This window comes from Streptomyces sp. NPDC093261 (genome assembly GCF_044753645.1).
Classification (GTDB): domain Bacteria; phylum Actinomycetota; class Actinomycetes; order Streptomycetales; family Streptomycetaceae; genus Streptomyces.
This window is the reverse complement of the sequence record NZ_JBIVNO010000001.1, coordinates 687,935-713,543: the sequence shown is the minus strand read 5'-3', so window position 1 is coordinate 713,543 and position 25,609 is coordinate 687,935. Positions and strand designations below refer to the sequence as shown.

Annotated in this window: 22 protein-coding genes; 9 read left to right on the top strand and 13 right to left on the bottom strand. The window is 73.9% G+C overall.

The features are described 5' to 3' along the window. The first annotated feature begins 60 nt into the window (after positions 1–60). Positions 61–957: a RimK family alpha-L-glutamate ligase gene (locus tag ACIP94_RS03295; RefSeq protein WP_402418780.1), complete on the top strand. Its 897-nt coding sequence runs from the start codon at positions 61–63 to the stop codon at positions 955–957. Here the strand turns inward: ACIP94_RS03295 and ACIP94_RS03290 are convergent. From ACIP94_RS03290 to ACIP94_RS03245, 10 genes are all read right to left on the bottom strand, one after another. Further along, positions 954–1,538: a hypothetical protein gene (locus ACIP94_RS03290; protein ID WP_402418778.1), complete on the bottom strand. Its 585-nt coding sequence runs from the start codon at positions 1,536–1,538 to the stop codon at positions 954–956. The two genes, ACIP94_RS03295 and ACIP94_RS03290, sit on opposite strands and share 4 nt — an antisense overlap. Before the next feature lie 334 nt (positions 1,539–1,872). Next, a complete protein-coding gene (locus ACIP94_RS03285; protein ID WP_402418775.1) occupies positions 1,873–2,682 on the bottom strand; it encodes an FkbM family methyltransferase in 810 nt (269 codons plus the stop codon). Next, a complete protein-coding gene (locus ACIP94_RS03280; protein ID WP_402418773.1) occupies positions 2,679–2,897 on the bottom strand; it encodes a Trm112 family protein in 219 nt (72 codons plus the stop codon). Before ACIP94_RS03280 ends, ACIP94_RS03285 begins: the two co-directional genes overlap by 4 nt. Further along, entirely contained in the window at positions 2,894–3,805 is a 912-nt protein-coding gene (locus tag ACIP94_RS03275; RefSeq protein ID WP_402420349.1) for a hypothetical protein, read from the bottom strand. The genes ACIP94_RS03280 and ACIP94_RS03275 overlap by 4 nt, the downstream gene beginning before the upstream one ends. A gap of 16 nt (positions 3,806–3,821) precedes the next feature. Then, the gene (locus ACIP94_RS03270; protein ID WP_402418771.1) at positions 3,822–4,556 is read right to left on the bottom strand and encodes a class I SAM-dependent methyltransferase; all 735 of its coding nucleotides are present in this window, start codon (positions 4,554–4,556) and stop codon (positions 3,822–3,824) included. Then, positions 4,553–5,854: a condensation protein gene (locus tag ACIP94_RS03265; RefSeq protein ID WP_402418768.1), complete on the bottom strand. Its 1,302-nt coding sequence runs from the start codon at positions 5,852–5,854 to the stop codon at positions 4,553–4,555. Before ACIP94_RS03265 ends, ACIP94_RS03270 begins: the two co-directional genes overlap by 4 nt. Continuing rightward, on the bottom strand, positions 5,851–10,212 hold the full coding sequence (locus tag ACIP94_RS03260; protein ID WP_402418765.1) for an alpha-(1->3)-arabinofuranosyltransferase: 4,362 nt from the start codon (positions 10,210–10,212) through the stop codon (positions 5,851–5,853). Before ACIP94_RS03260 ends, ACIP94_RS03265 begins: the two co-directional genes overlap by 4 nt. After that, the gene (locus ACIP94_RS03255; RefSeq protein WP_402418762.1) at positions 10,209–11,021 is read right to left on the bottom strand and encodes a class I SAM-dependent methyltransferase; all 813 of its coding nucleotides are present in this window, start codon (positions 11,019–11,021) and stop codon (positions 10,209–10,211) included. The genes ACIP94_RS03260 and ACIP94_RS03255 overlap by 4 nt, the downstream gene beginning before the upstream one ends. Continuing rightward, the gene (locus tag ACIP94_RS03250; RefSeq protein WP_402418759.1) at positions 11,018–12,205 is read right to left on the bottom strand and encodes a glycosyltransferase family 4 protein; all 1,188 of its coding nucleotides are present in this window, start codon (positions 12,203–12,205) and stop codon (positions 11,018–11,020) included. The genes ACIP94_RS03255 and ACIP94_RS03250 overlap by 4 nt, the downstream gene beginning before the upstream one ends. A 379-nt stretch (positions 12,206–12,584) precedes the next feature. Next, complete coding sequence (locus ACIP94_RS03245; RefSeq protein WP_402418756.1) at positions 12,585–13,562, bottom strand: DUF3068 domain-containing protein; 978 nt, start codon at positions 13,560–13,562, stop codon at positions 12,585–12,587. A 246-nt stretch (positions 13,563–13,808) separates the two neighbouring features. Between ACIP94_RS03245 and ACIP94_RS03240 the strand changes: the two genes are divergently transcribed. The 6 genes from ACIP94_RS03240 (at position 13,809) to ACIP94_RS03215 (ending at position 19,019) form a co-directional block, all read left to right on the top strand. After that, positions 13,809–13,961, top strand: a complete 153-nt coding sequence (locus tag ACIP94_RS03240) for a hypothetical protein (RefSeq protein ID WP_402418754.1) — start codon at positions 13,809–13,811, stop codon at positions 13,959–13,961. A 3-nt stretch (positions 13,962–13,964) separates the two neighbouring features. After that, a complete protein-coding gene (locus ACIP94_RS03235; RefSeq protein WP_402418751.1) occupies positions 13,965–15,206 on the top strand; it encodes a PucR family transcriptional regulator in 1,242 nt (413 codons plus the stop codon). Positions 15,207–15,325: 119 nt separating this feature from the next. Then, the gene (locus ACIP94_RS03230) at positions 15,326–16,099 is read left to right on the top strand and encodes an IclR family transcriptional regulator (protein ID WP_402418748.1); all 774 of its coding nucleotides are present in this window, start codon (positions 15,326–15,328) and stop codon (positions 16,097–16,099) included. Then, entirely contained in the window at positions 16,096–16,941 is an 846-nt protein-coding gene (locus ACIP94_RS03225; protein ID WP_402418746.1) for an SMP-30/gluconolactonase/LRE family protein, read from the top strand. The genes ACIP94_RS03230 and ACIP94_RS03225 overlap by 4 nt, the downstream gene beginning before the upstream one ends. 384 nt (positions 16,942–17,325) lie before the next feature. Continuing rightward, entirely contained in the window at positions 17,326–18,534 is a 1,209-nt protein-coding gene (locus ACIP94_RS03220; protein WP_402420346.1) for an acyl-CoA dehydrogenase family protein, read from the top strand. Then, a complete protein-coding gene (locus ACIP94_RS03215; RefSeq protein ID WP_402418743.1) occupies positions 18,534–19,019 on the top strand; it encodes a CoA transferase in 486 nt (161 codons plus the stop codon). Before ACIP94_RS03220 ends, ACIP94_RS03215 begins: the two co-directional genes overlap by 1 nt. A 10-nt stretch (positions 19,020–19,029) precedes the next feature. Here the strand turns inward: ACIP94_RS03215 and ACIP94_RS03210 are convergent, their stop codons facing one another. Beyond that, positions 19,030–22,047 carry a beta-galactosidase gene (locus tag ACIP94_RS03210; RefSeq protein ID WP_402418740.1) on the bottom strand — a complete coding sequence of 1,006 codons (3,018 nt, stop codon included), beginning with the start codon at positions 22,045–22,047 and terminating at the stop codon, positions 19,030–19,032. Between the two features lie 64 nt (positions 22,048–22,111). Between ACIP94_RS03210 and ACIP94_RS03205 the strand changes: the two genes are divergently transcribed. After that, positions 22,112–22,570: an RrF2 family transcriptional regulator gene (locus tag ACIP94_RS03205; RefSeq protein ID WP_402418737.1), complete on the top strand. Its 459-nt coding sequence runs from the start codon at positions 22,112–22,114 to the stop codon at positions 22,568–22,570. 39 nt (positions 22,571–22,609) lie between these two features. On the opposite strand, the gene ACIP94_RS03200 is transcribed toward ACIP94_RS03205, so the two are convergent. Then, positions 22,610–23,866, bottom strand: a complete 1,257-nt coding sequence (locus ACIP94_RS03200; protein ID WP_402418734.1) for an FAD-dependent oxidoreductase — start codon at positions 23,864–23,866, stop codon at positions 22,610–22,612. 10 nt (positions 23,867–23,876) lie between these two features. Beyond that, positions 23,877–24,605 (bottom strand): TetR/AcrR family transcriptional regulator, encoded by a 729-nt coding sequence (locus tag ACIP94_RS03195; RefSeq protein WP_402418731.1) that lies wholly within the window; start codon positions 24,603–24,605, stop codon positions 23,877–23,879. 255 nt (positions 24,606–24,860) lie between these two features. Between ACIP94_RS03195 and ACIP94_RS03190 the strand changes: the two genes are divergently transcribed. Then, positions 24,861–25,403 carry an ATP-binding protein gene (locus tag ACIP94_RS03190; protein ID WP_402418728.1) on the top strand — a complete coding sequence of 181 codons (543 nt, stop codon included), beginning with the start codon at positions 24,861–24,863 and terminating at the stop codon, positions 25,401–25,403. The last annotated feature ends 206 nt before the right edge of the window (positions 25,404–25,609 follow it).

Genomic DNA, 25,609 nt, shown 5'->3' with positions numbered 1-25,609 from the left:
GGTGTCCCGGGCCGTTGTTAGCCTGCGCGCACATGCCGTCCCGCGAACAGGAGTCCAGACGTGTCCCGCACCGCCGCCGCCCGTGTCGCGCTCGTCACCTGCCGTCCCGGTCCCGAGGTGACGGAAGACGGTGATCTTCCGGTTCTCGTACGGGAGTTGCGGGCGGCCGGAGCGGTCGCCGACGCCGTGTACTGGGATGACCCGGACCTCGACTGGGCGGCGTACGACCTGGCCCTGATCCGCTCCACCTGGGACTACAGCTGGCGGGCCGCGGAGTTCACCGCGTGGGCCGAGCGGTGCGGGAAGCTCACGCGGCTGGCCAATCCGGCGCCCGTCGTGCGCTGGAACACGGACAAGCGCTACCTCGGGGAGCTGGCCGCCGCGGGCATCCCGGTCGTCCCCACCCGGTACCTGGCGCCGGGCGACCCCGTCGAGCTGCCCGACGACCACGAGTACGTCGTCAAGCCCACCTCCGGCGCGGGCGCCCGGTTCGCCGCCCGGTACACGCCCGAGGAGCACGACACCGCCGTACGGCAGCTCGCGCGCATGCACGCGGAGGGGTTCACGGCGATGGTGCAGCCCTATGTGCGGGGCATAGACGTGGCCGGAGAGCGGGCGCTCCAGTTCTTCGGGGGGCGGCTGCTGCACGCAAGCCGGAAGGGGGCCGTCCTCGCGCCCGGCACTCCCTACGACGAGCGGAAGGTGGCCCACCCCGGCCTGGAGCCCTGGACTGCGACCCCGGCCGAACGCGCCGTGGCCGAGCGGGCTCTGGCCGCCGTACCGGGCGCTCCGGAGCTGCTGTACGCCCGTGTCGACCTCGTGGACGGCGCGGACGGGCAGCCGTGCGTGATGGAGCTGGAACTGGTCGAGCCGAACCTGTTCCTCTTCCTCCACCCGGGGTCCGCGCCGAAGGTGGCCGACGCCGTCCTGGCCGCCACGGACCGGGGCGTCCGCTAGTCGCCGACGGCCACCCGCTGCAACAGCCCCCAGGTGAACTCGGCGACCACCTTGCGCCGTACGCCGTTCGCGTCCGGCGCGCCGAAGGCGAGTCCCCAGCGGTTGGGGGCCGTGCCCTCCAGGGGGCGGACCGGGGCGAAGGCACGGGCGGCCTCATCGACCGTGCAGGACCAGGAGGTCAGGTCGTCGACGGTCTCCAGCCTCGGGGCCGGTACGCCGGGGGCGCGGACCAGCCACTCGTTCCAGACCTGCCCGTTCGGGCCCGCCAGCACCTCGAAGCGCAGGTCGGGCCAGAGCGGGACGGGCCACAGCCGGGCCTCGCAGTCCACGTCACCGATCCGGCGGACGGCCGTGGACTCGGGTTCGCCGAGGACCGAGCGGTAGCGGGCGGCGGACGACCGGGCGCGCGGCGACCGCACCATCGCCTGCCAGCGCCGGTTGGCCTCGCGCATGTCGGCGATGGACACGCCCAGTGTGCGGCGGGCGTCCTCCACCAGGTCCGGGTTGTGGTCGGCCATGCGGCGCAGCAGGACGAGCTGGAAGTCCTCGGCGCCGAAAGGGGCTTGGGGGGTTGGGTTCACGAGCGCTGCCGACAGCCTTGGGTCTCGGTTGGGAGCCTACGTGCCCCACCGTACTGCCCGCCGACGTCTCGAGCGGAGCGGGAGCGCGGGGCAGGAGACGTAGAGCAGGCGACAGGAGCAGGAGGCGTAGAACAAGAGGCCTAGAGCAGAGACGGGGCGACCTGGAGGCGTGCCGGCAACCGGGCCGGGACATGGCGGTCTCGTCCTCATGGCGGACGGCGGTCGGAAGCCGATCGAGAAGCCCCGGGCCGGGGACTCCATGCCATCGGTGAGGATCGTATGCGCGGGTTCACCGCCGGCGGACCGCTTCTGCGGTACGAGGACGGCCGCGGGTTCAAAGACCCCTCCCACTTCGGCCCGATCCCCGGAACCCCGTGCCCCCCGGCCGGCGCCCGTCCGGCAGGAACAGCACCGAGTTGACGTAGCGCGGGCCGCGCAGGGGCAGGACGCGGCGCAGCAGGCCATGGGAGACGACGTACGACGTCCTCGCCTGGTGCGCCTGAAGGGTCCGCGGGTCGAGCGGCAGCCAGGAACGGGAGGGCAGGACCCAGCCCGCGTAGCCGAGATCCGCGAGGAAGCCGATGACCGGCGCGATCGGCTGGATACGGGACTCCAGTTCGATGAACAGGGCGGGCCGGTCACGCCTCAGGATCTCCCGGGCCCCCCGCAGGACCGCCGGCTCGTTGCCGTCCACGTCGACCTTGATGAAACCGACGTCGCGCAGCCCCAGCCCGTCGAGGGTGACACAGGGCACCTGAACGGCCCGGGCGTGGATGTCCCGGCGGACCAGCGAGGACAGGCCCCGGTCGCCCGCGTCGCCGGGGGGCAGCCACAGCCGGGCGGTGCCCCGGCGGTCGGAGGCCGCGGCGGGGATGACCCGCACGTTCGCCGGTGCCGTGGCGGACAGCAGCCGGGCCAGATGGGGGACCGGTTCGACGGTCACCACCCGGCGGGCGCGTCGCGCCATACGGTGCGTCCAGGGGCCGTACCAGCCGCCGACGTCCACCGCTGTGCCGCAGCCGGGCGGGCACAGATCGGCGAGCCGGGCCAGCTCCGGCTCGAACCGCGGGTAGAGCAGCCGGGCGGTCGCCGCGACCAGGCGGGTGGGCAGACACCGGGCGACGCGGGCGGCGGCCGTCGTCATCGGGCCAGCCGCTTCAGCAGCCGCTCGTGCTCGTCCTCGCTCACCTGCTCGCCGGAGGTGGGCAGCAACTGCGGAATCCCGTCGACGATCGGGTAACGGCGGTGGAGCCGCGGGTTGTAGAGCGCCTCGGGGGCGTCGTCCTCCAGGAGCAGGTGCAGTGGGCCCTTGTCCAGCGGACAGGCCAGGATCCTCAGCAGCGGGTCGTCCGGGTTCACGGGGGAGTCAACTCCTTCGCGGGCAGGGGGCGTCGGGGCGGTGGTTCGGTGTCGTGCTTCGGCATCGCCACCAGGACCGCGACCGCGAGGGCCGTGCCCACGAGGCGCAGGGCGAGCCGCAGCGGCTCATGGGGCAGCGCCTCGCCGAACGACAGGGTGCCGAGCACCGCCGTGAACAGACAGGTCACCGTGGTGCACACCGGAACGATCAGCGAGGCCCGGCAGCGCTGCAGCGCGGCCTGCGACATGACGAGACCGAAGCCGCCGGTGCACAGGAGCAGATACGGGTACGGGGAGCACACCAGGCCGAGCACGGCGTTCCCGAGCCCGCTCGTCGTCAGATACCCGGCCACCCCCTTGATGGCGAGCGAGCTGACCCCGTACAGCAGGCCCACCGCCACGCCGTACTCGACGCCCGCAGTCGGCATCCGGTGCCGGTGGCGGGCGCGTCGCTCGGCGGACCCGTACAGCCACACGCCGAGCGCCAGCGTCGGCACGCAGACCGTGAGGACCAGCGGATACGGGGCTCTGCGGCTGACCGTGTCCGAGCCCTCCCGCAGCGACAGCACCACCATCAGCAGGGCGAGCAGGATGGCGCCGAGCGCGTACCGCTCCCGCCCGGTGGTCTCCTCGCCCAGCAGCCGCGCCGACAGCAGCACCAGCAGCACCAGACCGGAGACGAAGAGGCCCTGGGCGGCGGCGATCGGCAGTGTGCGGTAGACGGCGAGCTGTGCCGCGAAACCGGCGGCCAGCGCCAGCGACCCCCCGATCCACAGCGGGCTGCCCAGGACCAGGCGCAGCAGCCGGGCCGGGCGGCGGAAGTCCACAGCGGGCAGCGCGGCGAGGGCCTTCTTCTCCAGGACGAACCCCGAGCTGTAGAGCACGTTCGCCAGCAGGGCCGCGGCCACTCCCCACCACATGGCCTCAGGTCCTTCGCGCGTGCAGCAGCAGGATGGAGGCCGCCGACGGCACCGCGCAGGCCAGGCGGTCCAGCGGGCGCAGCGGACGCGGCACGCCGTGGAAGGGCGCGCCCCTGACGGCCACGACCTCGAACCCGGCCGCGGCGACGAACTCCCGCAGGGCGCGGGCGGTGGCGAGCCGCAGATGCCCCACCACCTCCCTGCCGGGACGGCCGTGGATCGCGCGCAGGCTGACCTCCGAGAAGACGGGCTGGACGCCCGCGAGCAGCAGGGCGCGGTTGTACCAGGCGGCGAGGTTCGGGGTGGAGAGCATGAGGTGGCCGCCGGGGCGCAGCACCCGGCGGATCTCGTCCAGGGCCGAGTCCGGGTCGACGAGATGCTCGACGACCTCGCTGAACAGGACCGCGTCGGCCGCGCCGGCACGGAACGGCAGCCCGGCGTCGGTGAGTTCGCCGCGCACCGTGTACGGCAGCCGGGTGCGCGCCCGGCCGAGCGCGTCCTGGGACCAGTCGACGCCGACGATCCGATGGCCGGCGAGGAGGGGCGCCGCGGTGGCGGCGGCGGTGCCGTCGCCGCATCCGATGTCCAGCACCGTCCTGGCGCCCTCGGTGGCCGGACCGAGGGCGGCGGCCAGCATCCGGGCCTGACGCAGACTGCGGGCGGTGCCGGAGGCGACGGGGACGGCGGGGTCCTCGTAGAACGCGCGCAGTCCACGGCGGAGGGGGGCGGTCGTGGTCATGGGGCCTCCTCGGTGGCGTGCAGATGCTGCTCGAAGAGGTCGCGCAGACGGGCGCCGTCGGCCTGGCCGAGCAGGGCGCGGGACCAGCGCAGGGCGAGATGCAGCCGGCCGGAGGTGGAGGCGGTGGTGAACGTCAGACCGCGGGGCATCCGGGCCGGGGCCGAGAACCACACGGCGTGCGCCCGGCCCGCCCCCTCGCCGAAGTCCATCGGGTACGGGACGCGGCCGATGTTGCTGAGCAGGGTGGTCGAGGTCCAGGGGGTCGCGGCCCGGCGCAGCGCGCGGGTGGCGGCGGCGCGCCAGGCGACGGGCACCACGGGGGCGGTGAGCAGGGCGGCGCCGTGGCCGAGCTGCGGGCGGGGCAGCGACTTGAGCGCCCGGGTCCGCCGTGCCGTGCGGCGCAGGAGGGCGGGCAGGTCGGTGCCGGTCAGCTCGTCGGGCGAGAAGGGGACTTCGACGAGGCGGGTGCCGTTGCCGATGGGCATGGTGGCGTCCCGGGGGCGGTCGTCGACGGGCATCGTGATGCGCATCGGGCGGGGCCGGGCGCCGTGTTCCCGGTTCCAGCGGGCGACGGTGAGGGCGGTGGCCACCATCAGCTGGTCGTTGACGGTGTAGGGGACGCCCTTCGGGCGGTTGGGCAGGGGGAGTTCGGTGACGAGGAGGCCGTTGCCGGGCGAGGTGCCGGGGCTCCCGGGCGCCACCCGCGCGGGCGGCGCCCAGGTGGAGGGGGTGTCCGGAGGACGGGGGAGGATCTCGGGCGGGCGTACGGGCGGGGCCGTGGGGGAGTGGTCGCGGCCTCCGTAGAGTTCGGCGGCCGTCGCGAGGATGCGCAGACAGGCGGGGCCGTCCACGGCCGTGTGGTTGACGGTGAGGACGAGGACCGTGCCGTCGCCCGCGGTGGGGCCGGGCACCACCTCCAGGCGGATCGGCGGGGACAGGGTCAAAGGCGGTGCCTGCGCCAGCGCCCGCGCCCTCGCCTCCCGCAGCGCGTCCCGGCCGGGCGGGGCGAAGGTCACCACCTCGACCTCCGGGTCCGGGGTCAGTTCCCAGGCGTAGCGGCGGCCGTACCAGGGGACGCGGGCCTCGCGCATCAGGATGCGGGGGTGGAGGCGCAGGGCCCTGGTGAAGGCCTCGCGCAGGCGGGAGGGGTCCAGGCCGCCCGGGAGATGGACCTCTATGTGAACCGTCTCCGGCTCCGCCTCCTGGAGGCAGTGCCGGGCCACCTCGTCCACCACGGGGAACGGGATGCGGACGGGCCGCCGTACGGGATCCTCGGCGCGGTGCTCCAGCGCGGTCATACGCCTTCCCCCTGGGTGTCGTCCGGTTCCCCGGGCGCTGCCGCCCAAGGCTTCGGCCTGCGCCACGGCACGCGCGCGGCCGAGGACTTCGGCACCGGATCCGGCACCGGATCCGGCACCGGCTTCGGCTCCGTCTGCGGGTCCGGGTCTACGTCCGGGTCCGGGTCTACGTCCGGGTCCGGGTCTACGTCCGGGTCCGGGGCCGGATGCGGTGCCGGCGCGGGCTCGGCGCGCCCGGGCCCGTCCGGCTCCCGTACGCTCACCAGGCCCGCGAACAGCCCGATCAGCGCGAGGAGCTGGGCCGCCGGGCCGAACGCGCCCCGCCCGGCCGCCGGAGGCGCCCCCGCTCCGGTCGCCGCCGCGATCCCCGCCCCCGCGAGCGCCAGGAACGCGATCGGGACCAGCAGCGTGTGCCGTCGCCAGGCCACCCACGCCAGCAGCGGGACCAGCAGGGCGAACGGCCCCGCGATCACGATGCCCGTCAGGGTCAGCGCCACCGTGCCGAGCCACAGCCCGGCGCCCGGGGGCACCGCCGAGGGCCCGTCCGGGTTCGGCGAGCGGCGCCGCCACAGCGCGAGGAACGCCGCGACCACCACCGCGACCCCACCGCCGATCAGCCCGGCCCGGTACGTCGCCGAGGGCGCGTACGACAGCTTCACCGTGCCGCCCGCCCCGGCCGGGATCCGCCAGCCCTGCTGCCAGCCGTCCAGCCGTACCGGTGTGAGTTTCCTGCCGTTCAGCGTGGCTTCCCAGCCCTTGTTGTAGTTCTCGTACGTCGTCAGATACGAGGCCGTGCCCGAGCCGACCCGCACCTCGCGGCGGTCGCCCGGCCAGTCGACGATCCGCAGATCACGGCCCGCGGCCTCGGGCTCGGTGACCGTCCCCCGGGTCAGCGTCACATCCGTCACCGCCAGCGGCCCGGCATCGCCCGCCTCCACCCGGTGGGCACCGGCGGGCAGGTCGACGGAGGGGCCCGCGCGATGCTGCCGGCAGAGCGTCAGGGTCACCGGCCGCCGCTCCACCAGGTCCCGTACCGTCCCCTTCGCGCCCGTCTCGTACAGCTCTCCGTCGATCGCCAGCGCCGGACCCCGCCCGCACGGCAGCGAGAACGTCCGTGAGGCCGGCGGCTGGGGTGTGCGGTACTGCTCCAGCGCGGGGATGTACGCCTCCGTGAGGCCCACCGGCAGGCGCAGATCGTCGCCCGCCACCGGGTTGTGGAGGGTCACCGGGGCCGTCTCCATCACCGTGATGTCCAGATGGTCGGTGGTGATCGGGTCGAAGCGGACCCAGCCGTTCTCGTCGACGCCCGCGATCGTCGCGCCGTCCGGGGAACTGATCTCCACCTTCGCCGGACGGCTCGACAGTCCGCCCGCGGGGGCCAGCACGAGGGAGCCCACCGGCCGTTTGCCGGTCCAGGAGAGATGGATCGTCGGTTTGTCCCCGGCGATCCACGCCGTGGTCAGATCGCCGTCCGTGAGGTTGCGGGCCGACAGCCCCGCGCCGAGCTGTGCCGTGGAGTCGGCGGTCGCGGTGATACGGCTCTGCTGCCCGGGCGCCACCTGGTACAGCAGCTTGTCCAGGGCCTCGCCCGGGAGTGGCACCGCGCTCGCCGCCACCTCGTACGTCCCCGCCGACGAGGTCGTGAAGCGCCGGTGCAGGCCGGCCTCCGCGCCCGTGGCGGACAGCCCGGTGGGGTCGGCGGCGCGGTGCAGGGAGACGATCTCGGCGCTCGCGTCGGATCCGTCCGCGTCCGTCGGGAGCCTGAGCAGACGGGTCACCCGGACCCCGGGGACCTTGATCTCCGAGAAGCCCGCGCCCGTCAGTCCGGTCCGGTGCCGTACCGAGTCCAGGATCGTGATCCGCAGCCAACCCGTCTCGCCTGCGGGCGACTTGACGGCCTGTGTCGTACCGTCGGGGCGGAGAGAGCTGCTCACCGAGCCCTTCGCGGTCTCCACCCGGATCCGGGTCGCCGCCGAGCGGACCCCGTCCTGCGGCAGCGGCGTCACCTCCAGCGAGGACGGCAGGTCCACCGGTCCGGTGAACGCGATCCGCAGCCACTGCCCGTCCGCCGAGCCCGGAGCGCCCTCCGCCCAGGCCGTGTCCGGACTGCCGTCGAAGGCGTTCACCGGGTCGTACTGCGGCAGATGGAACAGCCAGTTGCCGCTGGAGGACGCGGTCACCGAGCGGGCGCCGCGCAGTTCGGCGACCGTCTGGTGGCCGAGTCCCGTCATCGGCAGGATTTCGTGCGGCGGCCGGCCGGGGTCCTGTACGGCGTCGACGTCGTTCTTCTCGTCGCGCGTGTAGGTGTACGACGTGTTGGCGTCGACCAGGCCGAAGCGGGTGTCGGCGCGGCGCAGCCCGTCGCCCACCACCTGCACCGGCAAGATGCCGAGACCGGGGGTGTTGTCGCCGGTGAGCACGGCCGCGCGGCCTCGCATCGCCGGGTCGGCGGCCAGCGGCAGCAGCGCCTCCGGGCCGCCGGAGACGACGGCGGTGTCGGCGACCGGCAGCAGCCGCGCCTGTCCCGGCCGTGCCACCTCGGCGTTCACCGGCTCGTAGATCTCCACGGCCCGTGCGCGGGGATACAGGCCCTCGATCTGCAGCGGGGTGTGGTGCGCGATCCGTCCCCCGGTCGTCATCGGCCCGAAGCCGGTCACCCGGCGGTAGCCGGACTGTTCGAGGGCGCGCTTCACGGTCGCGGTGGGGACCGAGCCGATCTGGTCCGGGTCGAGGTCGTTGCGCACCACGACGTAGTAGAGGCCGGCCCGGCTCAGATAGTCGGCGAGCCCGGGGATGTCACCCCCCGTCGTCAGGGCCTGCTCGACCGCGTCCATCGCGCGCCGGTTGCCGGCGGTGCCGAACGGCACGAAGTCCCGCTCGGCCCAGGGGGATTCCGCGAGCACGTCGAGGGGCTCGTCGACGGGGGAGCCCCAGGTGTAGAGGCCGTGCGCGGTCGCCGGGACGACGAGGGCGCGGGAGTCGGGGGAGTACTTCTTCAGCCAGTCGGCCGTGGTCTGCCAGTACTTCGGGAGCTGCCGGAAGGAACCCGGCTGGAGGATCGAGCCGTTCAGATACGGCCAGGCAAGCCCGGGCAGGACGAGGACCGCCGCGATCAGCGGGGCCAGCCGGCGGCCCCGCACCGGGCGCGCCCCGCGGGGATCGGCGGCGACGCCCACGAGATGGGCGAGACCGAGCGTCAGCGCGAGCGCCGTGCCCGTCTGGAACTTGTAGATGTTGCGGAAGGGCGACAGCCAGCCGTCCAGCCAGTCCCGCACGGCCCCGTGGAAGGGCGCGCCGAACGCGCCGCCGTACCCGGCCAGCGTGATCAGCGCGACCACCAGCACGGTCAGCACCAGCCAGCGCCGCTCCGGCATGTCCCGTCTGGCCAGGCCCGCGAGGCCCAGCCCGGCCGCGAGCGCCGAGCAGACGATCACGAGGACCGAGGACGCCACGGTCCAGCCGGCCGGCAGCCACGCCTCGCCGAAGTGCAGATAGGCCACCCAGTTCCCGCCGCCGCGCAGGGACTCGGTCGCCGCCATGGTGTCCGTCGTGGTCTGCGCGCTCTCCACGTACGGGAGGAAGTTCGCGCCGTACACGCCGAGCACCAGCAGCGGGATCACCCACCACGCCGTCGCCAGCACCACGCCGAGCACCCACCAGCCGATCAGCTTGCGCGTTCGTGGCCCGCGCGGGCGGCTGAGCAGATAGAGGCCGGCGGGCAGCAGGGACGCCAGGGTGGAGGCCGCGTTGACCCCGCCCATGAACGGCACGACCAGCGCCGAGCGGAGGGCGGCGACCCGGGCGCCGTAGCGCTCGTCCGTCAGCGGCAGCAGCACCCAGGGCAGAAAGGCGCCGGGCAGCGCGGCGGCCGACGTCGAGCCGATCACGACGGTGAACACCGGCCACAGCGCGTATGCCACCGCGCCGAGCAGCCGGGAGGCACGGGTGCCCACTGCCAGCCGCTCGGCCAGCCGCAACGCGCCCCAGAAGGCGACCGACACGACGATCGACATCCACAGCCGCTCCGCGAGCCACACCGGCAGATGGACCAGCCTGCCCAGCGCGTAGTACGGCAGCATCGGCCACAGATAGCCGGCGTACTGGTCCTGGAGGCCCCCGAAGCCGCCCCGGTCGTGCCACAACCGGCCGAGGTCGGACAGGAACCGCCAGGGGTCGACGGTGACCCCCAGTTTGGTGTCGAAGGTCTGCCGCCCCGGGTGCACGGCCAGGAACAGCACGAACACCACGGCCCAGAACCCCAGCAGCCAGCGCCGTGAGCGGGGGCCCTCCGGCGGGTCCGCGCTCCCCGCGGTGGTGCGGACGGCTGCCGGGGGAGGGGCCTGGACCGTGGTCGTCATGGGGGACACCGCCGGAGGATGAGGAGGAGGTTCCAGGTGGCGAACTCGCGCAGCCCCGGCGCCTTCACGACCGCGGACGCGAGGAACGGCCAGTAGCGGGAGCGCGCCGTGACGACCGTGACGTCGTCACGGGCACGCACCTGCCGCAGGGTGGGGCCGATGTGCACGGCGAAGAGGTTCTCGCCGAGGGTGTGCTTGGCGGGCTTCCCGGTACGGCGCCGGTAGCGGGCCCGGGCCCGCTCGGCGCCCAGGTAGTGCCAGGGGGCCCATTCGTGACCACCCCAGGGGGACAGCCAGTTGGTGAACGACACATAGAGCAGCCCGCCGGGCCGGGTCACCCGCACCAGCTCGCTGAGGAAGGTCCCCGGATCGGCCACGTGCTCCAGTACGTTGGAGGAGAAGACGACGTCGGCCGCCCCGTCGGCGAGGGGCAGCAGGTAGCCGTCGGCGATCACCGTCCCCGCGGGCGGCTTCGGGCCCAGCTCCCGTACGTCCGGTTCGAAGAGGTACGCGTGCGCGCCGCGCCGCCGGAACTCCTCGGTGAACCAGCCGCCCCCGCCGCCGACGTCCACCACCGTGCGCTCCCGCACCGCGCCGCCGTACGCCTCCACCTGGTCGGCGGCGTCCCGGGCGAGGAGCGAGTAGCAGGCGTCCGGGTCCCGCTGCTCCCGCCGGAAGGCGCGGAAAAGGGCGAGGGAGCGGCCCAGGGAGGGGTCTTTGGGGGCGGAACCGGGGTGCGCGCCCGTGGCCGGGCGGGTGTCCGGGGTGCCGGCGCCCCGATCCGGGGCGGGGCCGGTCGCCGCGGTCACGGCGCCCAGCTCCTCACCGCCTCCGCCGCCACCGCCCGGAACCGCCGGACCGTACGGTGCCAGCGGTACCGTGCCGCGCGTTCGCGGGCCGCCGTGCCCATGAGCCGACGGTGGTCGTTGCCGAGCGCGAGGGCGCACCAGGCGGCGGCGAAGGACGACTCCCCGCGCGCCAGCACCCCCGTCTCCCCGTCCGCGACGGAGTCCCTGAGCCCGGGCACGTCGAAGGCGATCGACGGGGTCTCGCGCACCGCCGCCTCCGTCACCACCAGGCCCCAGCCCTCGACGGCGGAGGGGTGCAGCAGGATCCAGGCGGCGCACAGCAGCCGGTGCTTCTCGGCCTCGGCGACATGGCCCGTGAACTCGACGCCCGGACCGGCGAGCCGCTCCAGACGCTCCCGCTCGGGCCCGTCGCCGACGATCACCAGACGTCCGCCGGTGACCGGGCGCACCCGCTCCCACAGTCGTAGCAGCAGATCGATCCGCTTGTACTCGACGAGCCGTCCCATCGCCACGAACAGTGGCTCGGGGGCCTTCGGCACAAGCGGCCCCGGATCCTCGACGCCGTTGTGCACGATCCGGATCCGCTCGTGCTCGACCCCGATCGCACCCAGCGCGTGTGCCGTCGACGGGGAGACCGCGACCAGCAGACTGCCGCGCTGCGCCCCCGCCAGGGCCCAGTGCTCCAGTCGCCGGCCGATCCGCGCGGCGGGTGCCAGCGTGCCCCCGAACCGCATCCTCCACAGGTCCGTGTGGACATGGTTGACCAGGCAGAGGGTGGGGCCGTGGTGCCACAGCGGGGCGAGGTACGGCATGCCGTTGCACACCTCGACCAGCAGGTCGCAGTCGCCGATCCGGCGGTGGAGGGCGGGTCGGGCGCGCAGATAGTGGCCCAGGTCGCCGCCCGCCGAGACGACCCGGTAGTCGCGCAGGGGACTGCCGCCGGCCCGGACGTGGTCGGCGGCGGGGGAGGCGGGCCCGCCGCACAGCAGGGTGACCTGGTGGCCGAGACGGGTGAGTCCGTCGGCGAGGCGGTCGACCAGCAGTTCGGAGCCGCCCGCGGCCGGGTTGCCGAGATCGCGTCGGGCGAGGAAGACGATGCGGCGCGGGTGCGGGGGGAGCGCCGGCGGGTGCTGCGCGGCGCGCGGGACGGCGGTGCGCAGCGGGGACGGTACGTGCTGGGGCATGGGTGCTCCAACTCGTCTCGGGGTGTGGAACTCGGCGTGGGGGCAGGGAGCGAGGCGGATCGCCGCCCGGCCGCGGTGCGGCTGCGCTCGGCGCCCGGTGCGGGGGCGCCGAGGCCGGGTGCGCGGTCGGCCGGTGCGGGAGTGCGGGGGGTGGCGCTGGTGGTGCGGGGTGGGGCTGGGCGTGGGGGGATACGGGTCGGCCTGTTCGGCGTGGCGGGGCGGGATGGGCGGATCTCGGATCGGGCGGGGCGTCACTCTCCTTGTGAGGGCGGTACGGGCAGGCCGTGCTCGGGTGGGGGTGGACAGTTTTCGCCCAGGGGTCCGTCGCGGGCTACTCACGGGGGTGACAATTTCGACGCCTTTTCGAGCTGACACCTCATCACATCGTGGGAGCGGGACCGGACAACCCGGATGTTCCGGGCTCCCTTCGCTCCCGTACCAGCAGCACACCGCCCGCCACGGCGAGGACGAACCCCGCCACGGCGGCGCCGACCGGCAGGGGGCCGTCCAGCAGCCGCAGCCGACCGCTCTCCCGCCTGGCCTGCCGGACCTGGTCCCGCTGGGTGGCCGTGTCGAAGGCGATGTTCCGGCTGTCCAGCAGGACCACCGCGTCCTTCGTCGCCCCGGGCGCGCGCAGCGTGCGCCGGGGGCCGACCCGGGCGTAGATCACCCGGCCGGTGCGCTGGTCGACGACCAGCTCGATGCCGTGGTTGGAGTACCACTCCTCGGCCGCCACCTGCCCGGCGGCGGGCCGCCCGACCAGCACCCCGGGCACCAGCCGGATGCCGACCCTGGCCGGGGCGACCGTGCCGGTGAAGCGGTAGCCCGTGTAGCCCTGGACCTTCCGGGTGCCGGCGTAGTGCAGCGTCACCGTCGAGCCGAGGGAGTCGTCCCACCACTGGTAGGAGTGCCGGCCCACGTCGAAGGGGAACTTCAGATACGCGTCTCCCTCGAAGGTGGGGCTCTCGTGGCAGCAGTGCACCGGCTCGTTGGTCCTGCGGTTCGTCACCCAGCGGGCGGGCATGAACTCCAGCGCGCCATGCGGATCGGCGGCGGGCGCCGTCCTGCCGGTGTCGACCGTGGTGGTCACATCCCACACCGCGGCCCCGCTGTGCTCGCTGTCGGCGACGTCGCCGCGCACCCGCTGGGTCACGGTGATCCGCTGACCTGGGACGGTCCGCACCTGGTCGGCGTCGAAGACGCTGCCTGTGCCGACGTAGACGGCGGTCGTGTCGATGTCGATCGGATTGACGGCGGCCCGCGGCGCCACATACCACGCGAGCAGCGAGGCCAGCACCAGCAGAAAGGTGCCGAGGCCCAGCAGGACCAGAGGGGCGGGTCGGACTCTACGGCGCATCCGGGCACTCCAGGGGTGTCGGACGGCTCGGCTCACCGGGGGTGCGGGTGGGCCGACACCAGGGGGAAAGTGCGCGTGCGGTCTGGGCCGGGAACCGTAGGCGCCTCTTGACGGCGTGTCAATCACTTGCCGAGACTGGGTAGTTGTCGGTACGGGACCGGCAGGGCAGATGCCGCGCAGTGATCGCTTACGGTCGCGCGGCGCACCGGGGTGGGGGACGACCTCGACAGAGAGGCTTACCCTGCGATGTCCAGACTTCTCGCCGCCGTCCTCACCATGGCGGCCGCCGCCGCGCTCGCCGTGGGCGCCGCGCTCGGCATCGTCGCGCTCCTCGACGCGACGCCCGGACAGCCGAACACCCCGCTGATCACCTACGAGAACACCGGCCAGGAGCGCTGATCCGTGACCGCCCACCCGGGAACCGTCACGGCCCGCTCCGCCTGGTACGCGGTGCCCCGCCCCCAGGTGCGGCGGTTCACGGCGCTGGCGATGGCCGAGGCGCCGGCGCTCGCCGAGGAGATCCTCCGGGAGATCCGCCGGGAGTATCCGCATCTTCCGGTGGTGCTCGACGACTCGGGCGAACCCATGGCGCTGGTCGGGATCCGCCGTGCCATCGAGGTCTTCGTCCAGCACCTGGACTCCGCGGAGGGCCGCCCGCGCGTGCACCCCGAGGTCTTCCAGGAGTTCGGGCGCGGCGAGGGCCTGGAGGGCCGCAGCCTCGACGCGCTCCAGGCGATCTACCGGCTCGGCGTCCGGCTCGCCTGGCGGCGCTTGGCCGAGATCGGGCAGCGGGTCGACATCCCACCTCCGGCGATGTACGAGCTGGTCGACGCCGGATACGAGTATCTGGACGGCCTGGTCGACCAGTCCGTGCGCGGCTATGCCGAGGCGGCGGCCCGTCAGGCGGGCGAGCGTCTGAGGCTCCAGCGGCGGCTGATGGAACTGCTGCTGTCCGAGCACCACCGCGGCGACCGCGCGGACGCGCTCGCCGAGCGGGCGGCCCGGGTGGGCTGGCCGCTGCCGGAGAAGGTGGCCGTGGGGGTGCTGCTGCGCCCGGCACGGGAGGCCGTGGCGCCGGCGGTCGGCCAGGGCGTGCTCCTCGACATGGAGTACGAGCGGCCGCACATGGTCGTGCCCGAGCCGGACGCGGCGGGCCGGCCCGAGCTGCTGCACCGGGCCCTGAGCGGTTGGGCCGGGGCGATCGGGCCGCCGGTACCGCTCACCGACGCGGCGAAGTCGCTGCGCTGGGCGGAGGCGGCGGTGCGGCTGATGGAGCGGGGGCTGCTGCCCGGCGGGGAGGTGCTGCACTGCACCGAGCACACGGAGGCGCTGGTGCTGCTCCAGCCGGAGGAGCTGATCGACGATCTGACGCTGCGCTGCCTGGCGCCGCTGGCCCAGTGCGGGCCGACCCATGCGCGCCGGCTCGCGGAGACGCTTCTGGCCTGGCTGGAGACCCGGGGCGGGGCGCCGGAGGTGGCCGCCCGGCTGGGCGTCCACCCGCAGACCGTCCGCTACCGCCTGCGGCAGATCCGCGAACTGTGGGGGGACGAGATCGACGACCCGGACCGCCGCTTCGAACTGGAACTGGTCCTGCGCGCGCAGCGCCTCAGAGGAGAACTGGGGGATCCGGACCCCCACCGCTAGCGGCGCCGGCCGCGGCCCCCGGCTCGCAGGCCCATTGCCCGCGCGAGCCCAGTATGACTAGCCTGTGTTCGCCATGCCGATCGCCAGTTGAAATTTCGAACGTAGAGAGGGGATCGTTCGTGGGACGCCTCGTGCCTGCCGTGACCCGGGCTCTCGACATACTCGAGCTCTTCCTCGACGGGGACGGGACGCTCTCCGCCCCCGACATCGTGCGCCGGCTCCGGCTGCCGCGCACCACCGTGCACGAGCTGGTCACCACGCTCGCCGCCCGGTCGTACATCGTCCCGGTGCCGGGGCAGCCGGGGCGCTACCGGCTCGGCGTGCGCCCGTACCAGCTCGGCAGCCGCTACGCCGAGCAGCTGGACCTCGCCGCCGAGGGCCAGCAGATAGCCCGCTCGGTCGCCGAGACCTGCGACGAGACGGTGCACGTGGCCATCCTCGAGGGCACCGACGTCATCTACATCGCCAAGGTCGACTCCACGCACGCCGTGCGCATGGTGTCGGCCGCCGGCCGCCGGCTGCCCGCCCACTGCACCTCCGTCGGCAAGATGCTCCTCGCGTCCCTCCCCGAGCCGGAACTGGCCGCGCGCATCCCGGACGACGCCGAACTGGTCGCCATGACCCCCAACAGCATCACCGACCCGGCGCTCCTGCACGAGGCGCTGGGCGAGATCCGCACCCGCGGCATCGCCGTGGAGACCCGCGAGTCCAACCCCGACGTCAGCTGTGTCGCGGCCCCCGTGCGCGACCGTACCGGACAGGTCGTCGCCGCGCTGTCCATCTCCGTGCCGATGATCCGCTGGGGCGAGGAGCGCCGTGCCGAGCTGGAGCAGCTCGTGGTGAAGGGCGCCGCGGAGCTGTCCGAGCGGCTCGGCCACCGGGACGCCGCATGACGCCGTACGAGATCGCCGTACGGGAGCACGCGGACCTCGGCGAGGGCCCGACGTGGGACGTCGCCGCCGGACGGCTGATCTGGGTCGACATCCTCGGGTCACGGGTGCACACCTATGACCCCGCCTCCGGGCGCCGCACCGTCATGGCGACCGGGCAGCACGTGGGCGCCGCGAAGCCGCGCGCGGGCGGCGGTCTGGTGGTCAACCTCCGGGACGGAGTCGGCCTGTACGGGCCGGGCGGGGCCGACTTCCGCTGGCTGCACCGCGAGCCGGTCCCCGGCCGCCGCGGCAACGACGCGGCCGTCGCCCCCGACGGCTCGCTGTGGGCGGGCACCATGCGCTACGACGAGGCGCCCGGCGGCGGCGCGCTGACCCGCATCACCCCGGACGGCACCGTCCGGACCGTGCTGGACGACGTCGTCGTCAGCAACGGCACGGGGTGGAGCCCCGACGGCCGGCTCATGTACTACATCGACTCACCGACCCGCCGGATCGACGTCTTCGACGTCGGCGAGGACGGTCTCCCGGCCGCCCGGCGCCCACTCGCCCGGGTCGACCACGGATTCCCCGACGGGCTCACCGTCGACGCCGACGGCTGTGTCTGGGTCGCCCTGTGGGACGGCGGTGCGATCCACCGCTACACCCCCTCCGGCGAGCTGGACCGCGTCCTTCGGCTGCCGGTGCGCCGCCCCACCGCGTGCGCGTTCGGCGGCGCGGACCTGTCGGATCTGTATGTCACCACCGCCCGTACGGGACTGGAGGCGCCGCATCCGCTCTCCGGTTCGCTCCTCGTCGTCCCCGGCGCCGGAAAGGGCCTGCACCAGCCGCCGTTCGCGGGCTGACACCCACTCCTCGCCCCCTGCCCGGCCGCCGGGCGGGGGCCGTTGTCTGTGCGCGGCCGCCGTTTTCTGTGCGCGGCCGCCGTCGCGTCGCTCCCCGCCGGAGCACACGGCCGCAGCCGTCGTCCCGCAGCCGTCGTCGAGTCGCCGTCCCGCAACCGGCTCCGGCTCGGCAGGCCGCTCGCCCCGGAGCGAGCAGACCACTGGGGTGGTGCAGCGGAGCCGGCCGCGCCCGCACACGGCGTGGGTCCACGGAACGGGCCACGGATCGACGTTCAATCGCGCCGGGGCACCGGAACCCCGGGCAGCGACGCGTCCGCCGCCCCGCACCTGCGATCCGCTGCCGATCCGTGCCCGAGGGAGGATGCGATGAGCATCGCGGCGATGATGCCGACACCGTCCGGTCCCTGTCTGGAGGGGGGCCTGCTGCCGGCCGACTTCTACGCCTACGGGGAACTGCTGTCGGACGGGGAACGGGAGAAGATCGAGGCCCTGCGGACGTTCCTCCGCACGCAGGCCGCGCCGATCGTCGACGACTACTGGGCCCGCGCCGAGTTCCCCTTCCAACTCGTCGAGGGCTTCGGGAGACTGGGCCTGCTGGACTGGGCCGACCCGGACAAGCCCGGCTCCAGGCCGAGCAACCTCCTCGGCGGCATGACCGCGCTGGAGTTCGGGCATGCCGACGCCTCGCTCGGGACGTTCTTCGGGGTGCACGCGGGCCTGGCCATGGGCACCGTCCTGACCTGCGGCTCCGAGGAGCAGCAGCGGCGGTGGCTGCCGGCGATGAGCCGTTTCGAGAAGATCGGCGCCTTCGCGTTGACCGAACCCCACGGCGGCTCCGACGTGGCCGGCGGCCTGCGGACCACCGCGCGCCGCGAGGGGGACACATGGGTCCTCGACGGCGCGAAGCGGTGGATCGGCAACGCGACGTTCGCCGACCTGATCGTGGTGTGGGCCCGCGATGTGGACACGCGTCAGGTGCTCGGTTTCGTCGTGGAGAAGGACACCCCCGGGTTCACCGCCACGAAGATCGAGAACAAGATGGCGCTGCGGATCGTGCAGAACGCCGACATCGTGCTCGAGGGCTGCCGGGTCCCCGAGACAAACCGGCTCCAGAACGCCAACTCCTTCAAGGACACCGCCAGGATCCTGCGCCAGACCCGCAGCGGTGTGGCGTGGGAGGCGGTGGGGGTGATGTTCGGCGCCTACGAGATCGCCCTTCGGTACGCGAAGGAGCGGGAGCAGTTCGGGCGCCCGATCGGCAGCTTCCAGCTTGTGCAGGATCTGCTGGTGAAGATGCTCGGCAATGCGACGGCCTCCTGCGGGATGGTGGTGCGCCTGGCCCAGTTGCAGGACGCGGGGGTGTTCCGGGACGAGCAGTCCGCGCTCGCGAAGGCCTACTGCACCGTGCGGATGCGCGAGAACGTCGGGTGGGCGCGGGAGCTGCTGGCGGGCAACGGCATCGTCCTGGACTACAAGGTCGGCCGGTTCGTCGCCGACGCCGAGGCCCTCTACTCCTACGAGGGCACCCGGGAGATCCAGACGCTGATCGTCGGACGCGCCGTGACCGGCGGTCTGAGCGCCTTCGTGAGGTGATGACGATGACCACGGAATCCCTCTTCGCCGGCCTGAAGGTCCTCGACGCGTCGAGCTTCATCGCGGGACCGGCCGCGGCCACCGTGCTCGGCGACTTCGGAGCGGACGTCATCAAGGTCGAACCGCCGGGCATGGGCGACTCCCAGCGGCGGCTGGGCTCCCCGTCGCCCAACCCGAGCTGGGCTTCGGCACCGACGAGATCGCGGAACCGCGCGCCGAGGGGGCGATTCCGGGCGCGCCGGGGACGGAGGCGCCGCCCTGAGCACGGAGAGCCGAGCGACAGCGTGCACCGCACACCACTGGGCCCGCCGGCCACGGGACCCCGGGAGCCCGAAACCCTGTGGACCCACCTGAGGAAGGCATCGGCATCGCCCTCGCCCCCGGGACCGGCCGCCTCTACGCGACCGACCTCGGCGGACACATCTACGGCGCCACCCTCGACGGCTCGTCCCACGGCGAGAACCTCATCCTCCAGGGCAACCTGACCGGGATCGCCTACGCCGTGCCGCCGAAGGGGCGGCCGGAGGCGCGCGAGCGCGCCGGCCGGTGCGCCGGACCGGGGGAGCTCACCGGTGACACCGGGACTCCTCCGGACGCCCGGCCGAGCAGGGTCAGGTGGACCGAGCCCGGGCCGGACGGGGTGGTCCCGTCGGACAGGACCGCGAGTGCAAGGGTGTTGTCGCCCCGCGGGCGCAGGATGCCGTTCGGCAGGACGAAGGTGTGCTGGGGGCCCACGTCGTTGATGTACTGGCCCATGTTCCAGCCGTTGAGGAAGAGCTGCACCCGGTAGGCGCGGGACGGGTCGTCCCTGAGAGTCAGGCCGATCGACGCGTCCGTGGCCGGGTCGACCGACAGCCGGAAGCCGGTGCGGTACCAGACCACGCCCTGCCGTCGCTCGGCGCGCGGGAAGTGCGCGGGCCGCCAGCCGTGGTCGGGCAGGCCGGGCAGATGCCAGCCCTCTCGTTCGCCGTACAGACCGCCGTTGTTGAGCGGGCCGCGTACCGGGTCGGGGGCCGCCTCCCCCTGGATCCGCCAACGTACGGCGGGAAAGGCGCCGTTGAAGGTGACCGAGCCCAGTCCCCGGCCCGCCTTGTGGGTGTCGTTGGCCCGGCCGTCCTGGTCGTGCTGCATGCGGCGGACCAGGACGGCGAGGACATGGGGGCCGTTTCCCCGCAGGGACCGGTTCGCCGGTCCGAGCGGGAACGTCGCCCTGGCGGTCCAGGTCGCCCGCCGGACGGTGTGCGCGTCCGGCACGGGCATCCGATGGGTGCCGAGCGGTCTGCCGTCCAGCCACGCCATCAACAGGCCCTGGGTGCCGGTGACATAGGAGAGGGACACGGACTCGGCGCCGTCCGCGCCCTCGAAGCGGCCCCGGTACCAGACGTCCCCGTAGTGGAAGCCGTAGTCGTCGGCGAAGAGGACCGGCCCACCGGCGGGCACGGGGGTGGTGCTGAAGGACGTGGTCAGGTCGGCGGTCCGCCACGTCGAGTCGTCGAAGCCCACGGCGGACTCGGGGTTCTCGGCCTTGCGGCGCCATCCCGTCAGCGGGGGAAGCCGCACGACACCCGCGCCCGGCAGCCGACGCTCGGCGCGCAGACTGCCTGAGCGGGTGTGGCGCGTGCGCAGCCGGGTCCCGTTCCAGGCGACCTCGGTCACCCCGCGCGGCGCCCACACCTCCAGGTCCGCCTCGTCGATCGTGTCGCCGGTCAGCTCGGCGGTCGCACCGCGCAGCACGGCGGTGCGCAGCAGAGCGGGCCCGTGCACCAGCACCGGTCCCGAGGGGGTGGTGCGCGGCCACAGCCGTACGGAGGCGTCGTCGTCGGCGAGCAGCAGGAGCAGGGGGACCGCCGTCCCTCTGCCCGTCACCGTGATCCTGGTGAGGCCGTCGAGCCGGGCGCGTACCCGCAGGACGCCGTCGTTGTACGTCCAGTCGGCCGTCCCCTCCAGCACGGTGACGGCCGGCACGCCCGCGCACTCCAGGGCGGTCTCCGTCGTCTCGCCCGTGCGGCCGGTGAACACGGCGACGTCCTGGCGTCCGGCGGTCAGGCACAGCATGGGCTGCGCGGTGGAGTGGCGCAGTGTCCACCGGCCGAGGGAGATCCCGGCGGTCAGCAGCCGGGCATCCCGGCCGGGCACCGGCACGGGAACGGTCGTGCCCTCGAGCGGCACGGCGGCGACGGCGTCGGCGGACCCGTCGTTGCGCAGCACATACACGTGCGCCCCGGTGTCGGGGTTGACGAGGTGGTAGGCCCTGATGTCCGGCGCGCCGCAGGAGATGTCCGGTCCCCGGTCCAGCTTGGCCAGGTCGGGGAAGTTCTGCAGCAGATGCCCGATCTGGTGCATCGGGACGAGCTTGGCGGTCGGCTGCCGGGCCTCGTCGAGGGCGGCCCCGTAGTCGTACGACGTGTAGACGACGGGCGCGGGCAGCCAGCCCCAGGAGGTGCCGCCGAAGGTCATATAGACGTTGTGGACCTTGATGCCATTGGCGAGGTTGGTCAGATAGAAGCGCCGCTCGTACGCCGCGTCACGGGTGCGGCGCGACTCGGCGTATCCCTTCCCGCCGAACTCCGCGCCGCCCCACGGGTCGAACCAGCCGCCCCCGAACTCCGCGATGAGGCCGGGGGTTTCGGGGCTGGCCGTGGATCCGCCCTGGAGGCCGCCCGGGCCGAAGCACCCCCAGTCCGGCGGTGTCCGGAACGGCGACGGATAGCCGTCGAAGCCGTACAGCCAGCGGCCGCGCTCACCGCCCCTGTCGAACGTGCCGGGCGCCCAGTATCCGTTTCTGCCCTTGTCGTTGTGGAACAGCGGTACGTCGATGCCGTCGGCGCGCACCTTGCGGTACAGGTGGGCCATGTAGTCGCGGCCGGTGGGCTCGGTGACATGGTTCGCGTACTCGTTCTCGAGCTGGTAGAGGACGATCGTGCCGGTGCCCCTGGTGTACAGGTGCCGTACCGCGATCCGGTTCACGACGGTCAGCCACTCGTCGACGTGCCGCAGATACGTCGGATCGGAGGTGCGAGCCGTGCCCCGGGTCGCGGTCAGCCAGCCGGGGAAGCCGCCCGCGTCGACCTCGGCGTTGATGTACGGGCCCGGACGCAGGGTCACATACAGCCCGGTCTCGGCGGCCGTGCGCAGAAACAGGTCCAGGTCGCGCACGCCCGTGAAGTCGTAGGAGCCCGGGGCCGGGGAGTGGTAGTTCCAGGAGACGTAGACACTGACCGTGTTGTAGCCGTGCGCGCGGAGTTTGTGCAGCACATCCCGCCACAGGGACGGGCTCGGCAGCCGGAACGGGTGCATTTCGCCCGACCACAGCACGACCCGCCGGCCGTCCACGATCATCGAGTAGCGGTCGAAGTCCACCCGGTGCGTCCGCCCGTCCGCGCCCGGGGTCGCCGGCGGCGGACCGGTCGGCACGGTGGCGGCCGCCGCGCACAGATCGCCGCTCCCGCCGAGCGAGAGCCCGAGAGCGGCCGTGCCGGCGAGCGCGCTGAAGGTACGTCTGCTCAGCTCCAAGACTGTCTCCTCGACGGGCGCGGATGCGGCCATTGTGCATGGGGGCAGGCCCGACAATGGGTTCATGAGGATCTCGGCGCGGGCGGATTACGCGGTAAGGGCGGTGCTGGAGCTGACCGTCCGGCAGGACGGCGGTCCGGTCAAGGCGGAGACGGTCGCCTCCGCGCAGGGCATTCCGCACAAGTTCCTGGAGGGCATCCTCGGCGATCTGCGCCGCGGCGGCCTGGTCGACAGCCGGCGCGGTGGCAACGGCGGTTACCGGCTGGCCCGTCCCGCCGACGCGATCACCGTCGCGGACGTCATCCGCGCGGTGGACGGCCCGATCGTCTCCGTCCGCGGCGAACGCCCGAACCAGCTCGCCTACACCGGGCCCGCCGAGCCGCTGCTGCCGCTGTGGGTGGCGGTCCGGGCGAACGTCCGCCGCATCCTGGAGGGCGTCACGCTCGCGGACATCGCGTCGGGCACGCTGCCGGCACCGGTGCGGGAGTTGGCGGGGGAACCGGCGGCCTGGGAGAACCCGTAGGCCGTCGGCGCCGCCCCCCCGGCGCGGACGGCCGGGTTGTCAGCGGCTTCCCGCCGGCCGTCGGGCGGGCGGGGTGGAGGCGGCCGGGGTGTCGGCCGGTCGGGTGGCGTCGCAGGTGACCGGAGCCGCCGCGGCGGCTGTGCCCGGCCGGTCCCCCTGCCCGCTCATCATGGCCACCAGGTTTTCCGTGGCGTCCGGGCCGAAGAGGAGGTCCAGACCCTGGGCCGACTGGGCGGCGGTGTGTTCCGCGCGGGGGAACAGTGCCTTTTCGTAGGCGAGGAGACCGGTGTCGAAGGAGTCCGGGTTCGCCGCCAGGGCCGTGGCGAGTTCCGCGCCGTCCTGCAGGGCGGCGTTCGCTCCCTCGCCCGCGAACGGCGACATGAGGTGCGCCGCGTCGCCGAGAAGGGTCACACCCGGTGTGTGCGCCCAGCGGTGGCCGACCGGGAGGGTGTGGATCGGACGCGGGGTCGGTGCGTCGTCCGCGTCGGCGATCAGGGCGCGCAGCCGGTCGTCCCAGCCCTCGAAGTGGGCGAGCAGCGCCTCCTTGACCGATTCCGGGCGGGTGAAGTCGAGCCCTGACAGCCAGTCCTCGGGCGCCTGGAACGCGACGTACGCATGGATCGAGCCGTCGGTCTCCAGATGTGTGAGGAATCCCTTGCCGTCGGCGAGCGCGAACGTCATGCCGCCGCCCAGCAACTCGGCTGTCGCGGGGTGCCCTACGGCCGCCTCGTACAGGTCCGTCTCGACGAAGGACACACCGGCGTAGGCGGGCACGGCCGGGGAGAGCAGGGGGCGGATCCGGGACCAGGCGCCGTCCGCGCCGATCAGGAGGTCCGTGGTGAAGACCGTGCCGTCGGCGAGCGTCACCTCGTGGCGTCCGTCGCCCAGAGGGCGCGCGCCGGTCACCTTCGCGCCCCAGCGGACGGTGCCCTCGGGCAGTGAGTCCAGCAGGACCCGCCGCAGGTCGTTGCGGTCGACCTCGGGCCGGCCGGCCTCCTCGGCGTCCTTGAAGCGGACCGTGCCGTCCGGGTCGAGGACGCGGAACTCCTCGCCGCCGGAGTGGATGATCGCGCGGAACTCCTCGAGGAGCCCGGCGGCCCGCAGCGCGGCCTGCCCCGACTCCTCGTGGATGTCGAGCATGCCGCCCTGGGGCCGGGCGGCGGGGGAGGCGTCGCGTTCGTAGACGGCCGCCTCGATGCCGTGCACCTGCAGGACACGGGCTGCGACGAGGCCGCCGAGACCGGCGCCGACGACGGCTATGGGGTGGTGGGCGGGTGCGGTCGTTGCGGTGGCCATGGCGGCCTCCTCAGGGAGTGGAGGTGGGCGTGCGGGGTGTACGCGGAGAGGTGGGCGGTTCGGGTGCCGCGGTGATGCCGGTGATCAGCACATGGAAGCCCCAGACCAGGCGGGCCTCGCCGGGACCGGACAGCAGGGTCGTGCCCAGTGCGGCGATCTGCGGGTGCCGCTCGGGCCGGGCCTCCAGCAGGGCCCGGGTCAGCGCGTCCCAGTCCTCCTCCGCCTCGGGCGCCTCGCCCCGGGTGGAGTGCTCGGCCGCGCTCGCCGTCGCGTACTGCAACAGCAGGTCCAGGCCCCAGGACGCCCGCCCGGGCGGGACGTCTCCCTCGGCGAGCAGCGCGAGGATCGCCTCCGCCAGGTCGAGGTAGTGCTCGCCGTGGGGGCGGGCCACCAGGGCCGCGCGGGCCAGCGCCGGGTGTGCGAAGAGCACGTCGACGTACGACGTCAGCAGCCGGACGAGCCGGTCGCGCCAGCCGCCCTCGGTGCCCACGGGGGACAGATCCACCTCGCCGAGCAGCCGGTCCAGCACGGCCGCGTGCAGCTCGGCCGTGTTGCGGAGGTAGACGTACAGCGATGCCGGACCCGTGTCCAGCTCCTGCGCCAGCCGCCGCATGGTGACCCGTTCCAGGCCCTCGGCACGCATCAGCGCGACGGCGGTGTCGACGATGCCGTCCCGGGTGAGGGCCGGCTTGGCGGGTCGGTCACGGCGGCTTCGGGGAGCCGGGGGGTGCGCTGTCATGCCCCCACAGTAACGAACATGTTCGTCACGAACAAGCTCGTTACGAACGTGTTCGCGGAGGGGTGTGGGGGCGCGCGTTCCCCGACGCCCGGCTACCGGTCCGCTCCCGCGCGCCAGCGGTCCCGGCGGCCCGCCTTCCGTCGCACATGGTCACGGGCAGTCACGGGTACATTCCAGCATGTGAGCGCGTGCGCTGTAGTGGCGTACGCGGTGCCGACCTGGTGAAACACTCTTCTAAGCCGTCAGATTGAGCGCATGACCGCACCTTCCAGCCCCCAACGCCCGGTTACCGTAAGTGTGTTCTCCCAGCGCTTCAGCGCGACCCCACGTGGCGCCCGCCTCGCCCGGCACCTCGCCGAGCACCAACTGCACACCTGGGGTATCCCGCACGGCACGGAGACCTCCGAGACCGTCGCCGTGGTGATCGCCGAGCTGGCCGCCAACGCGGTCACGCACGGCCGGGTGCCGGGACGGGACTTCGAGCTGCGGCTCTCCCTCGTCACGGGCAGCGTCCGCATCGAGGTCAGCGACACCCGCAGCGGGCCGCCCCGCCCGCCGGGCCCGGGGGGTATACCGCCCCCGGCGCCGCTGGAGGAGGCCGGCCGGGGCTTCCTCCTCGTCGACGCGCTCGCCGCCCGGTGGGAGGTGGTGGACCGGGACCCGCCGCCGGGCAAGACCGTGCGGGCCGAGGTGGATGTGCCGAGGTGGCTGTCCCTGGTCAGGGATCGAACGACGGGGCAGGGACCGATCGAGGGGCGCGTGCCCGGGATTCCCGGTCTGAGGGGCCCCGTCTCGTAGGCGAGGATGACGGCCTGGGGCCGGTCGCGCAGGGTCGGCCCGGTCCGGATGACATTCGCCTTTTCAGATGCAACGGGGTGGTGGGGGGCCCGGGGCCCCCCCCCCCCCGGGGGGGGGGGCGGGGGGGGGGGGGGGGGGGGGGGGGGGGTGGTTAGAAACCGAGGGGGGGGTGGGGTTGTTTGAACCCGGGGGGGTGTTTGGGCCCC